The 12,964-nt window shown below is 58.9% G+C and carries 10 protein-coding genes; 8 read left to right on the forward strand and 2 right to left on the reverse strand.

What is annotated here, in order from left to right:
- Positions 1–248: 248 nt before the first annotated feature.
- Complete coding sequence (gene hutC, locus CAG41_RS25795) at positions 249–986, reverse strand: histidine utilization repressor (protein ID WP_085586615.1); 738 nt, start codon at positions 984–986, stop codon at positions 249–251.
- Between the two features lie 744 nt (positions 987–1,730).
- On the opposite strand from hutC, the gene aepX reads away from it, so the two are divergent.
- From aepX to CAG41_RS25830, 7 genes are all read left to right on the forward strand, one after another.
- Positions 1,731–3,041, forward strand: coding sequence for a phosphoenolpyruvate mutase (gene aepX, locus CAG41_RS25800; RefSeq protein ID WP_085586614.1), 1,311 nt, complete (start codon positions 1,731–1,733; stop codon positions 3,039–3,041).
- A gap of 4 nt (positions 3,042–3,045) precedes the next feature.
- A complete protein-coding gene (gene aepY, locus CAG41_RS25805) occupies positions 3,046–4,173 on the forward strand; it encodes a phosphonopyruvate decarboxylase (RefSeq protein WP_085707645.1) in 1,128 nt (375 codons plus the stop codon).
- Positions 4,170–5,177, forward strand: coding sequence for a hypothetical protein (locus tag CAG41_RS25810; RefSeq protein WP_218191448.1), 1,008 nt, complete (start codon positions 4,170–4,172; stop codon positions 5,175–5,177). The genes aepY and CAG41_RS25810 overlap by 4 nt, the downstream gene beginning before the upstream one ends.
- Positions 5,178–5,389: 212 nt before the next feature.
- Positions 5,390–5,755 carry a cupin domain-containing protein gene (locus CAG41_RS25815; protein WP_139831401.1) on the forward strand — a complete coding sequence of 122 codons (366 nt, stop codon included), beginning with the start codon at positions 5,390–5,392 and terminating at the stop codon, positions 5,753–5,755.
- Positions 5,752–7,149: a class I tRNA ligase family protein gene (locus CAG41_RS25820; RefSeq protein ID WP_085707646.1), complete on the forward strand. Its 1,398-nt coding sequence runs from the start codon at positions 5,752–5,754 to the stop codon at positions 7,147–7,149. Before CAG41_RS25815 ends, CAG41_RS25820 begins: the two co-directional genes overlap by 4 nt.
- 125 nt (positions 7,150–7,274) lie before the next feature.
- Complete coding sequence (locus CAG41_RS25825; RefSeq protein WP_085707647.1) at positions 7,275–8,405, forward strand: alanine--glyoxylate aminotransferase family protein; 1,131 nt, start codon at positions 7,275–7,277, stop codon at positions 8,403–8,405.
- Positions 8,406–8,418: 13 nt separating this feature from the next.
- Complete coding sequence (locus CAG41_RS25830; RefSeq protein ID WP_085707648.1) at positions 8,419–10,707, forward strand: FAD/NAD(P)-binding protein; 2,289 nt, start codon at positions 8,419–8,421, stop codon at positions 10,705–10,707.
- Here the strand turns inward: CAG41_RS25830 and CAG41_RS25835 are convergent.
- The gene (locus CAG41_RS25835; protein WP_085586607.1) at positions 10,664–11,782 is read right to left on the reverse strand and encodes a histidinol-phosphate transaminase; all 1,119 of its coding nucleotides are present in this window, start codon (positions 11,780–11,782) and stop codon (positions 10,664–10,666) included. The genes CAG41_RS25830 and CAG41_RS25835 overlap by 44 nt on opposite strands.
- Before the next feature lie 290 nt (positions 11,783–12,072).
- Between CAG41_RS25835 and CAG41_RS25840 the strand changes: the two genes are divergently transcribed.
- Entirely contained in the window at positions 12,073–12,846 is a 774-nt protein-coding gene (locus CAG41_RS25840; RefSeq protein ID WP_170930305.1) for a methyltransferase domain-containing protein, read from the forward strand.
- Positions 12,847–12,964: the final 118 nt, after the last annotated feature.

Below are 12,964 nucleotides of genomic sequence, written 5' to 3' on the forward strand. Positions count from 1 at the left end.
GCGACCGGGCTGCTGGCGTCGCGGTGCCTGAGCGCGTTGGTGCCTGCCAAACTGCTGCCGAGCCTGTAAGGGCCTCATCGCTGGCAAGCCAGCTCCCACGGGTTCTGCGCAGTCCCCTGTGGGAGCTGGCTTGCCAGCGATGACGGCAGTCCAGGCGCCGCAAAGACAGCTGCTCCCGCATTGAAGCCTGTACACCTTGCGGAAGCGGCATTGCGATTGGATTTTGAAAGCGGTGGAGCCCTGAGGGATCAACTTTCCCTGTGGGCGCCATTGACCGGAAGACGGCTGCCCAGACGGTAGCGCGACGACGGATGGACCAGGCGCACATAGGTGACGATCTTGCCCTGGTTCCAGGTCCGGCGCATGAGCACCAGGCAAGGCTCGTTGTCATCGATCTGCATGTATTTGCTCTCGTCGCCGCTGGGGTGGCTGGCCTCGACGATGTGCTCCATCTCATCCGGCCGGATGACCTGCAACAGGTACCGGGCCGGTTGCAGGCTTTCGCCGAACGCCTGCTGCAGAAACTCCGGCACCATCTCGGGATTGACGTAGCGGTCCTCCAATTGCACCGGCACGCCTTCTTCGCTGTGCACACAGATCAAATGAAACACCGACGCCCCTGTAGGCAACGCCAACGCAGCGGCCACCTGCATCGAGGCGGCCTCGCGTGCCAGGTGCAGCACCTTGCACGTGTAGCTGTGCCCCCGGGCGATGATTTCGTCGGCGATGTTGGTGATGCGCAGCAGGTTCGACTGCGGCTTGCTCTCGGCCACGAACGTGCCGACCCCCGAGATCCGCACCAGGTGGCCTTCGTCGGCGAGTTCGCGCAGGGCACGGTTGACCGTCATGCGCGACATGCCCAGTTCCTGCACCAACTGATGCTCGGAAGGGATCAGGTCGCCGGGTTTCCAGACCCCGGCGCGAAGCTTGCCTTGCACGAAATCCTTCGCGCGTTGATAGCGCGCTTGCGGCGCATTCTTAGTCATCAGTCAATCAATCCGAATCTCTTCCACGGCAAAGGCGCTTGCCGAGTCTTGGCGACAAAGCCGCTATCCTCACAGCTTAGGAGGGACAGCCGCAAGTGCCGGGCGCATTCAAATGGCGTGCCGGAGCAGGGCATGGCCGCTGCGCCTCGTCCTGCGCCTGTTCTCCTTTGTCGCGGAACGCTCAGGTGCCGCACTTGCGATGTTCTCGTTGTCTTTCACCGTACGGTGTCTGCGATATGTTTCTTACATGGCTATAGTTGTATGTACATATAATGCAGTGCAACTTCTGCAGAGGGCGAGCTTGGGCAATATTTCACAATTGCTACATGAAAGTGAATTAAATATTAAAGTTTTGCTCCGATAAAAAAATATTGACATGTTTATTTCATGACAAGATACTTCGATTCGGAAGTAATAAAGCACTTCACCGTCGATGGAATAAGATTCCTGAGAAGCATAACGTCCAATCAGACTCGCCTGCTTCGAAACGGCTCCCGATCTCTGCAATACCAGTATCTTGTTTCGTGTTGCCCGACAGTTACGGCCCTGTAGCCTTACAGGCAGCCAATGGTCGTCGCTCACTTATTCAATTCTTATATATGTTTGGCCTGCGCATTCTGTTGGGGTGAACTCGTGTTTGCTCTGATTAAAAACTTGCCTATTGGTTCTAATGGGCAAGGCGGGCGCGGTTGGTTCGAGACGTCAACTTCAATAGCATTATCATGAAGATCTGGAATAGGGCATATGGATATTGCTGGCAATGTTGTATACGTAAAGATGAACGCTGATATTCTTCATTCGGGTCACATTGACGTGATCGGTGAAGCGGAAAAGTATGGTTCTGTGGTCGTTGGTGTGTTGACGGACAAGGCGATGGCGTTGTCCGGACGCGAGCCGATATTGAATTTCGAACAGCGTGCAAGTGTTTTCAGTCGTGTCAAAGGTGTCTCCAAGGTGGTGCCTCAAGACAGTGCGGACGCCATCACCAACATTCTGGATTTACAACCGACCTACGTTCTCCACTGGGACGATGAAGGCAAGGGCATCGGTCGGCCCGAGCGGGAACGCGTCGAACAGGCGCTTTCCGGCTGGGGCGGGAAACTGATTGTCAGCGATCAATCTCACACAGGCTCGAATGCGTCAGTGTTTGAGCGCTTGAACAAGGCCTACGCCAGACCGCATTCCAGGCAGCAGCAACTGAGCCGCCTTCTTGAGGCCAAGTCCTTTGTCCGGGTGCTCGAAGCCCATACACCGCTGTGCGGGCTGATTATCGAAAACCTGCAGGTTGAATCAGGCGGAGAATCCCGAACGTTTGATGCGATGTGGTCCAGCAGCCTGACCGACTCGACATCCAAGGGGAAACCCGACATCGAGGCGGTGGACCTGACGTCGCGTCTGCAGAACATCAACGACATCTTTGAGGTCACCACCAAACCGCTCATCTATGACGCCGACACCGGCGGCAAACCCGAGCACTTTGCGCTGGCGGTGAAGAGCCTGGAGAGGGTCGGTGTCTCTGCGGTCATCATTGAAGACAAGACCGGGTTGAAGAAGAACTCACTGTTCGGCAACACCGTCACGCAGGATCAGGAAAGTATCGAAGCGTTTTGCCATAAGATCCAAGTCGGCAAGGCGGCCTGCCAAACCAATGACTTCATGATCATTGCGAGAATCGAAAGCCTGATACTCGAGAAAGGCATGCATGACGCGCTAGCGCGCGCCAAGGCGTACATCGCGGCCGGGGCCGACGGCATCATGATCCACAGCCGTGAAAAATCCCCTGCCGAGATCCTGGAGTTCTGCCGGCACTACGCGATGTTCGATGAGCGCGTACCCCTTGTCGCCGTTCCCTCCAGTTACAACAGCATCACTGACATTGAGTTGTCCCGCGCAGGTGTGAACATCGTCATCTACGCCAACCACATGTTGCGGGCTTCCTATCCGGCGATGAGCCGCATCGCGCAGTCGATCCTGACGCATGGCCGCTCCATGGAGTGCGAGTCGGAATGCATGCCGATCAACGAGATTTTGGATCTGATACCAGGGACGCGGTGATTCGATGATTTCTCCAGAGTTTTTTTACCAGTCACTGAAAAGCAAGGGTGTCGAGTACTTTGCGGGCACGCCGGACTCGTTGTTGAAGTCGTTCTGCTTCTACGTTTCCGAGCACACACCCGCCAGCCATCATGTCATCGCGGCCAACGAGGGCGGCGCCATCGGTTTGGCGATGGGGTATCACCTGGCGACAGGCGGCATCCCGGCGGTGTACATGCAGAACTCGGGCTTGGGCAATGCAATCAATCCGTTGCTGTCGCTGGGCGATCCCGATGTCTACTCTATCCCGATGATTCTGATCATTGGCTGGAGAGGCGAGCCTGGGGTGAAGGATGAGCCGCAGCACCTGAAGCAAGGGCGCGTGACATTGGCGCTGCTGGAGGCCATGGAAATACCTTATGACGTGATTGACGGTGACGAATCCCTCGCCCGGGCAGCCATATCAAGAGCGGTCGAGACCGCCGCCTCTCAGTCCCGCGCCTATGCACTGGTGGTCAAGGGCGGGGCCGTCGGCAGCTTCGAACCCCGCGTCGAGGGCAATAAGGTGTTTTCCTACTCTCGCGAAGACGTCATCGATGCGCTGGTCCAGCGGCTCGATGAACGCCACATTGTGGTTGCCACCACCGGCATGATTTCAAGGGAGTTGTTCGAGTGCCGCAAAAGGCACGGACAAGGGCATGATGCGGACTTCCTGACCATCGGCGGCATGGGGCACGCGTCGCAGATCGCCCTCGAGATTGCCACGCACAAGCCGGATCGCCAAGTGATCTGCCTGGACGGGGACGGCGCGCTGCTGATGCACATGGGGAGCGCGGCCATTGCAGGGACGAGGGCCAAAGGCAACTTCAAGCACCTTGTCATCAATAACGGCGCCCACGACTCCGTGGGCGGTCAGCCGACCGTCGCGCAATCGATCGACCTGCAGTCAGTGTTCGTCGGCTGTGGCTACAGCTACGTGTCGCTCTGCGTCGCGCGCGGCGATCTGTTTGAGGAGATCGAGTGGTTGCTTGATGCGCAGGGCCCGGCCTTGCTGGAGATCATGGTCGACAAGGGCGCCCGAGGCGATCTGGGTCGGCCCTCGATGGACTTGAAGGAAGGGCTGGCGGGGTTCATGGCATTCGTTTCCGATTGAATCCCAACCTTGTCGTGCCGTCCGTGGCCGGCACCGGCGATCGGCAGGGTGCCGGCTCATGCAGCGGCAGGCCAGGGATAAGCGACAAGCACAAGGAGAAAAAGCGTTTGAACTCAATGGCATTTGCAATAACTCTTTTGTCGGTATGCATGCACGCGGGCTGGAATCTGCTCGGCAAGAAACAGGCGCCGTCCTTGAGCTTTTTCATACTGGCGATCGGCACGAGCGCCATTCTGTTCAGCCCGCTGCTGAGCCTGGGGGCGGGCCTGGATAAGCTGCCGGCGATGTTCTGGTGGCTGCTGCTGGCGACCGGGCTTTGCCAGATGCTGTACATGGGCGGGTTGGCCTGGGCCTATTCCCGTGGGGATGTCAGCGTCATTTACCCGCTGGCCCGAGCGCTGCCGGTGGTGATGGTTCCCATGGTGACGGTGGGCCTGCTGGGCAGCCAGGCGCTGGTCGCCAGAGACTGGTACGGCATTGTCTTGATTGTGTTGGGCGCGCTCTGTCTGCCGTTGAGCAGCTTCCGTTCCTTTCGACTGAAAACATACTTCAACCCGGCATTGGGCTATGCGCTGTTGGCCGCCGCAGGAACCGTAGGCTATTCGGTGATCGACAAAGTGGCGCTGGATATGATGGTCAATGCCGGCTTTTCACGATTGACGGCCGGCGCCAACTACATGGTGCTGCAAGCGTTGACCACGGTGTTGTGGGGACTGCCGTTGATTGCGGTGATGAGTTCAGAGCGAACGGTGTTCGCTCCTGTCTGGCGCGAGCATCGTCGCTCGATACTCGTCACCGGTTTGATGATTACCGCTACTTACGGACTTGTCCTCATCGCCATGGCGTTCAGTACGGATGTCAGTTACATCGTCGCGCTGAGGCAACTGTCGATTCCCGTGGGGGTATTGATTGGCGTGGTGTGGCTCAAGGAAACAGCGCCGCCCCTGAAGATCATCAGTGTCGCTGTGATGTTGCTGGGCCTGCTCGTCATTTCGTTACGGTGAGTCAGCCATCGTTGCGATGAAGCGAACGAGCCGCTGTTAAAAGAAAGACGGACTCGCCTGCGAAGGGCATGTCCAAATGATCGCTGTTGTTTTGATGATTTGTGGTGTCGCTTGTTTTGCGCTCAGGTTTTGCGCAAACAAGCGATATCCACGAAGGGCTTTGCATTGCCCGCAGTTCAATAAAACATAGTTAACCTAAGAGGGATTTAAGCGTGACTATCGATCGTGATGAAAGCAGTAAATACAGTGCCGAATATGATGTATCGGTACGCCGCCTGAGTGACTTGCTGGCCCTGACTTCCGCAAAGAAGGAGGCCATGGGCGCTGCCATGGTCGAGTTCTATCCAGGTGAAACCATCCGCGAGCACATCAATAAAGAAAACGTAGAAGAGATTTTTCTGCTGCTCGATGGCACGGCTGATTTCACGCTGGATGGCGTCGTTCATTCCGTGAAGGCGGGCGATGTCGCTTTCGCGAAAATCGGACAAAGCCACTCGTTCAAAAACACGTCGACCGATAAGGCCCGCCTGTTCAGCCTGTGGTGGAAAGCGGTGAGCACCGAGCAGGTGCCGGCATGAGCACAGTGAGCCGTTCGCCTTCATCGCCCATGATCATCCTGACGCCACCTCCGACGCCCAACGGTCGTTTGCACATCGGCCATATCTCAGGCCCTTACCTTCGTGCGGACCTGCATTCACGGCTGATTCGGTTTGTGAGCGGACGGCCCGTCCAACACCTGTCCCACATCGATACCTATCAGAGCTACGTCCCGAAAAAGGCGGCTCAACTGGGCCGTGACGTCAATGAGTTCTTCGAGGATGTCCAGGCGGGCATCAAGCATGACTTCAAATCGTTCGGCATCGACCACGATCTGTTCATCGACAACACCTCGACGCTATACCTGGCGTTTCTCGATTCGGCGGTGGAGCACCTGATCCCCCGGCTGAATCTGGAAACCGCCAAGGCAAAGCATTGCTCAAAGTGTGACAGTTCGCTGTATGAGGCCAACGTGAAAGGCTTTTGCAGCCATTGTCTTCACGACGCCTTTCTCAACGTCTGCGAAAATTGCTGCATCCCTATGGCGTTTGAAAAAGCGATCGCACCGGTGTGCGATACCTGCGGTCATGCGGATCATGTCCTGAGCGAAAAAGAGGTGCAGTTCCTTGCGATCACGGCCAAGGAAGTTGAACGGATCGCAGAAGTGGTCGACACGCTGCATTCGGGCAACCGTCGCATCGACTCGATGTTCCAGCACCTGAAGGCCCACCGGATCGGGTTCAGCTACGATGCCGCGTACGGCGTGTTTCCCAAAACGATGCAGGGGGCCTTGAATCCCTGGATTGAGATCTACTTCGGGCATCTGTATTCCGTTCTGAAAGCGTGCAATGTGGACACATCAGTCGGTTTTGCAGAGTCCGTGCGGCGCTTGAACGCTTTGGAGCACCCGCCTGAGGTCGTCGCCTACTTCGGGATCGATAACTCTTATTACTATGCGTTCCTGTTTCCCTACCTTTCCATGGTGCTGGGCATCACCGCCATGGTGCCCACGGCATTGAAGGCCAGTTTTTTCCTGTTCCTGAACAACGCCAAGATCTCATCAAGCCGCAATAACGTCATCTGGGCTGCCGACCTGCTGAAAGAAGGTGAACTCAAACGATTGAGGACCAACCTGGCCGACAGTTGCCCCGAGTTCGCCACCAAGGGGTACGCCGAGAGCCATAGTCGTGCGCCCGTATCAGGCGGCGAGCCAGCAGGGGGCGCAGACACCACGCCCTACGCATCCGTAGGCGCATTCAAGCAGCGGTTGTCGGCAATGACAGACGCACGGGCGTTCAGCGTTGAGGAACTGCTCAATGTCATCAATAAGGCAGGCAGTTACTCGGCTCACCTGAAAACGGTGGCGAGACCTCAGGAAGCGGCGGCCATCGACGGTTTTCTTGAAGCGCTGCTGGACGCCCTGTCGCTTGGCTGAAGGCGATTGAACCTCAGTGCACTCGTTATCCGCGCCGTCCTGGTGTCGCGTTCAGACACGGGGTGCGCGCCGTTTGATCAATCATTCTGAATGTCAGTCCACTGACTCAGGGAGGAGGTTTGCATATGGCTTCTACACAGGGTGCGGCCGATAAACGCCAGGTATTGATGAACCCGGGGCCTGTCACAACTCAAGAGCGTGTTCGATTGTCGTTGGCGGGGCCCGACCAGTGTCATCGTGAGCCGGAGTTTGCAGCACTGATGACGGCCGTCCGGCAAAAGATCACCCAAGTGTCGGGGGGCGATGACCGGTACGCATCGGTCGTGCTGACCGGTTCAGGCACCGCGGCGGTCGAAGCGACGATGGCGTCGGTGATACCGGACGGCGGCACCGTGCTGATCATCGACAACGGACACTACGCCGAGCGTCTGCATGACATCGCCAAAATCCACGCCATCGCCAGCGTTCGGTTGACGCTGGGCTGGAGCGTGCCGGTCGATAAGGAACTGATCGACAGAACCCTCCGTGAAAACCCCGGCGTCACTCATGTGGCCGTGGTCCATCACGAGACCAGCACCGGCATGCTCAATGACATTGTCGGGTTGGCCGCCATTGCCCATCGGCACGGCTGCAAAATGATTGTCGATGCCGTCAGCAGCCTGGGGGCTGAACCGATCGACCAGTCACGTGATGGCATCGACTGGCTGATCGGCTCCGCCGGCAAGTGCATCGAGGGGATGCCGGGCCTGTCATTCGTGTGCGCTCTCAAAGCGGATTTCGCGTCCCTGAAAGCCCACAAGGCACGTACGTTTTACCTTGATCTGCATCGCCATTTCACTGCGCAAGAGACCTCCAACGCACCGGCGTTCACACCCGCCGTTCCCCTGTTCTACGCACTGGACACCGCGCTGGACCTGCTGATGGCGGAAGGGGTGGCGGAACGAAACTCGCGCTACCGTCGGTTGGCGACGCACCTTCGCGACGGTTTGACCCGACTAGGGCTGAGCATATTGCTGGCTCCCGAACACCGAGCGGTCGGCCTGACCACGGTCGGCTTGCCGGAGGGTGTCCACTATGCGGATCTGCACCCGGTGCTGAAAAGCGCCGGGTACGTCATCTACACCGCCCAGGAACATCTGGCGAACAGGTTCTTCCGGCTGTCCACCATGGGGTGCATGTCCGCGGAGGACATCGACGGCTTCCTGGAGACGATGGCGCAGTTTCTGTCTGTCCGGCCTGTAACGCACGATCGTTGAGACGGGGTTCGCGATGAATAATCTTTCTGTGAGCGGCAGGCCATACCGGCTTGCTGTGGTCGGTGGCGGCCCCCGAGCGGTCTATGCGATGGAGCGTCTGTCGGCGACGCTTGAGCGGCTCGGCCCTGATGCGGAGCTGGAAGTGTACCTGTTCGAGCGCAGCGGTGAATTCGGTGCGGGCCAGGCGCACAGTGGCTCCCAACCCAAGACGAGCTATCTCAACAGGATCGCCGGCCAGGTGAGTTTCGCTGCCGATGAAAGTGTCACGGATGCGGGCCCCCTCCGTGCGGCGCACAAGCGTCCGACATTGCACGAGTGGTGTCGGCGCCAGTATGCGTTGACCGGCCATCGCGATTTCGATCTGGGCCCCACCGACTGGCCCAAGCGCTATGTCCATGGGCTGGCCCTTCAGGACATGCTGATGGACTTCATTCGTGACATAGACGCCGATTCCCGAGCCAAGGTGATCCTGCGCCCGACCGAGGTGGTCGATGTCCTCGCCGAAGACGCACGGTTCCATGTCGAAGATTCGGCGGGCGAGGTGTTCCTCGTCGATTATGTGCTGCTGCTGACGGGGCACACCCACCATGATCCGGACCGGTGCGACGACGCCAGAGCGTTGATCGAGTTTGCCCGGCGCCACGAGCAGGCCGCCTACGTCCCTTTTGCCTACCCGCTGGACAGGGCGCTTCCATCGCCCACCCAGGAAAGGCCCGAAACGGTCGGCTGCTGGGGCATGGGCCTGACCGCGATCGATGTGATCCTGCATCTGACGGAGGGGCGAGGGGGGTGGTTCTCCAAGGCGCAAAACGGCGGCTTGCACTATCAGCCCAGTGGCCGGGAACCGTCCTCCATCCTGGCGTTCAGCCATTCGGGCCTGTTTACCTTTGCGCGCCCGGAAAACCATAAGGAGACCGGCCCGGTGAACCTGGAGCATCAGGGGGTCTTTTTTACCAGGGAGACCGTTGACCGCTTGCGCCGAAAGCTCGCCGGCCGGCGCAGCGAAGCCGAGAAGGCACGGCCGCAGTTTGATTTTGACGCGGACCTGTTGCCCGTGCTGAAGCTGGAGATGGGCTACCTCCACTACCTCACACTGTTCGGGCCTTCGATCGAGGTTCTGGTTTCGGCACGCGTGCTGCCTGACTTTCAGGCGCATGCCGCCAATGAAGCCACCTTGCCCGCTGACTTCGACGGACTCGCCGCGATTGAAGGCATCGTCGATGAGGTGACGGCGGTGCTGTCCCGGGTGCTGACCGGGCAAGCGACGGTGGCGCAAGCCCAGCGGCAGGCGGCCGGGTGGTCGGTCGAATGCGTTCTGGACCACTGGATCGGTGTCGTTCACGGTGCCGAGGCGCGGGAACAGGCGCGCATGCAGCTGCATGACCCCGCAGGCCTCGCCGGTATCGCCCAAGCCTGGTCGTCGCCTTGGCGGCTGGAGAATGATGTGCGCGGGAACAGGTTCTGCTGGGAACTGACGATCAATCCCGTTTCGCCGAGCGATTGTGCTGACGGGCACGCGTATCGCGCAGCGGTGCTCGACTTCATGGACCGCGATCTGCTGTGGGCGGCTCAAGGAAACCTGCACAACCCCCATAAGGCTGCCGCAGACGGCGTCTGGCGGGACCTGCGCTCGGTGATCTCCCATGCGATTGACGACGCCGGGCTGACAGCCGCCTCTCATCAGCGCTTCCAGCGAGAGTACTTGAGCATCCACAACCGGCTTTCAAACGGCGCTGCGGCGCAGATCATGGAAAAAGTCCGGGCGTTGATAGAGTGCGGTCTGCTGGATGTCGGCATCGGCCCGGGCGCGGTGGTCGAAACCGATCAGGCGCATGGCTGTTTCACGGTCAGAGGGGCGCAGACCGGGAGGCTGGCCAGGGTGGATACGCTGATCAACGCAAGGCTTCATCCCTTTGACCCCCGCAAGGACGCATCAAGGCTGTACCGAAACCTGATTGCCCGAGGGACAGTGCGCATGTGGGCCAACGACTCATTGCCGGGAGAACGCTACGTGCCTGGCGGGATTGATTTGACAGACGACCATCACCCGATCCGCAAGGATGGAACGGTCGAGAAGCAGATCACGGTGCTGGGCCCGCCGGCGGAGGGCGGGAAGTCGTTTCTGCTGTCGGCGCTGCGTCCCTCGCAGAACCACTACGTGATGCAGGACATCCTTAAATGGCTGAAGGGGTTCTGGGGGCATGTGCAGGCGCAAACATCCGCAAGCAGCCCCGAGACAAGCTCGGGGCACGAGCCGGTCAGGCGGCCGGAGCGGCCAGAACCGAAACCAGCGCCTCTTTGAAGGCGTGCATTTCAGCAGCGGTTCCAATGGAGACCCTCAACCATCCCGCAGGGCCGGCTTCACGGATGAGTACCCCCCGTTCAAGCAGGCCCTGCCAGACGGCATGGCGGTCATCGAAACGTCCGAACAGGACAAAGTTAGCGTCAGAATCAGCGACCTCCAGGCCGATGGAGCGCAGCCAGGTCACGGTTCTGTCCCTTTCTTGTCTCAGTTCATCCACGTTGGCCATTAAGGCGTCACGATGTGAAAGGGCGGCACGGGCCACCGCCTGGGTGACGGCCGAGAGGTGATAGGGCAGCCGAACGATGCGCAGTGCATCGACAATCGCGGGGGAGGTCGCCAGATAACCGAGACGACCGCCGGCCAACGCGAACGCCTTGCTCATTGTCCGGCTGACAACCAGGTGAGGGTAGCGGGGCAGAAGAGACACCGCGCTGGGGACACCGGCGCGCCGGAACTCGGCATACGCTTCATCCACGATGACGATGCCGGGGGCGGCGGCCAGGACGGATTCGATCTCGGGAAGGGTCAGTGCGGTTCCCGTGGGGTTGTTGGGGGAGGTCAGAAAGATCACTGAGGGGTTATGGACATTGATCAAATCCAGCACGTGTCCGATATCCAGGCTGAAGTCTTCCTGGCGTCGCCCCTCCACCCATTGAGTCAGTGAGTTGCGCGAGTACTCGGGGTACATGGGGTAGGTCGGGGCGAAAGAGAGCGCAGTGCGCCCGGTGCCGCCAAAGGCTTGCAGGAGTTGCTGCAGGACTTCGTTGGAGCCGTTGGCCGCCCACACGTTCTCGGCCTGCAACGGTGTCCCGGTGTCTTCGCTCAGGTAGGACGCCAGGTCGCCGCGCAACCCCAGGAACTCTCGGTCGGGGTAGCGATTGATGTTCTGGACGGCGAGCGTCACGGCTTTGGTGATTTCAGCGACAACTTTTTCCGAGGGAGGGTAGGGGTTTTCATTGACATTGAGTTGCACCGGAACGTCGAGCTGAGGTGCTCCGTAAGGCGTTTGTCCTCGCAGGTCACTGCGCAGCGGGAGACTGTCCAAGTGGGTACTTTTCCATTGTTCCTTCATGTGTTCCTCGTGCGGTCGTCAGAAAAAACGGGGCGGGCAACTGTTGTCGGCAGAACGAAAAAACGTTCGTCTGCCTATGTTGTTCTGGCTGTATCGCAGGATGTTAATTCAATTGCATTGGCGCAGTCGTTGCTTTTGACAATATTTGTCAGGTCGGTGTTCTTGATAAACAAGTCATTGGGGAGTGGTCATGGAATTGTCATGAAGCGATGTTAACAATGATTGTTTTTTGTTCTTTTAGTGTGGGGCTCTGACTTCACTATTCATTTCAAGACAGGATGGACGAACATATGTCGGCGGTTATGGATGAGCGTTATTCGCGCAAAGTGGCATTGCGACACGAGCGACTCTACGGGCATGGGTATCAGGGCCCGGGCAGCGAGGCGGTTTTCGACCGACTGGCCGCCAGGCTCGACCTGAGGCAGGGGTTGAGCGTGCTGGACGTCGGGAGCGGGCTGGGCGGAGACTGCCTTCGACTGGCTGAAAAGTTCGGTGTCGCGGTGGTCGGCCTGGACGCGGCACCGGACATGACCGGGATATGCCTTGAGCGTTACCGAAATTCGCCGATCAAGGGCGTAACGTTTACGACCGGCGATGTACGCACGACAGCGCTGCTGGAACCCGCCTCGTTCGACGTGGTGTGGACCCGGGACTGCGGCGCGTTCTGGAGCGAGCAAGAAAAGGCGGATATCTGGGGGCGTTTACATCAGGCACTGCGGCCGGACGGGCAAGTTCTCATAACGGACTATTGCAAAGGGCCTGCTGAGTCGACGGAGTTCGACAATATTATGGATGCCTGGGGCCAACATATGATGTTGCCGTCGCGCTATATCGAAATCCTGACCGCCGCCGGTTTCACCGATATCGTCTTGAGTGATCGAACCGAGGATCTATTGAACAGTATGCTGGAGGGAAGGGAACTGTTGCTGACGCAAAAGGAACTGTTCATGCAGGACTTGTCCTCCGCTGAATACGACAACTTGCTGGATCGCTGGAACAAGAAAATCGGTTTCGCCCGCGATGGACTGCTGGTGTGGACAGTGCTTGCCGCACGCCGTCCCTGAATCACACGGCATCGATCGAACACGGCAAAGGATTGTGAGGTGCCTCGGAATGCCTTTGCCCTTGCGACGTTTTTCAGCGCCGGCAGCGTTGCCGGAAATGCCGCCAGGGTTGGCGGGA

It is taken from the genome of Pseudomonas sp. B35(2017) (genome assembly GCF_002113645.1).
GTDB lineage: Bacteria > Pseudomonadota > Gammaproteobacteria > Pseudomonadales > Pseudomonadaceae > Aquipseudomonas > Aquipseudomonas ekonensis.

What these genes read in the sequence shown, in the direction of transcription:
- hutC (WP_085586615.1), bottom strand. Translation starts at nt 986, where the DNA reads ATGACTAAGAATGCGCCGCAAGCGCGCTATCAACGCGCGAAGGATTTC.
- aepX (WP_085586614.1), top strand. Translation starts at nt 1,731, where the DNA reads ATGGATATTGCTGGCAATGTTGTATACGTAAAGATGAACGCTGATATT.
- aepY (WP_085707645.1), top strand. Translation starts at nt 3,046, where the DNA reads ATGATTTCTCCAGAGTTTTTTTACCAGTCACTGAAAAGCAAGGGTGTC.
- CAG41_RS25820 (WP_085707646.1), top strand. Translation starts at nt 5,752, where the DNA reads ATGAGCACAGTGAGCCGTTCGCCTTCATCGCCCATGATCATCCTGACG.
- CAG41_RS25825 (WP_085707647.1), top strand. Translation starts at nt 7,275, where the DNA reads ATGGCTTCTACACAGGGTGCGGCCGATAAACGCCAGGTATTGATGAAC.
- CAG41_RS25830 (WP_085707648.1), top strand. Translation starts at nt 8,419, where the DNA reads ATGAATAATCTTTCTGTGAGCGGCAGGCCATACCGGCTTGCTGTGGTC.
- CAG41_RS25835 (WP_085586607.1), bottom strand. Translation starts at nt 11,782, where the DNA reads ATGAAGGAACAATGGAAAAGTACCCACTTGGACAGTCTCCCGCTGCGC.
- CAG41_RS25840 (WP_170930305.1), top strand. Translation starts at nt 12,073, where the DNA reads ATGTCGGCGGTTATGGATGAGCGTTATTCGCGCAAAGTGGCATTGCGA.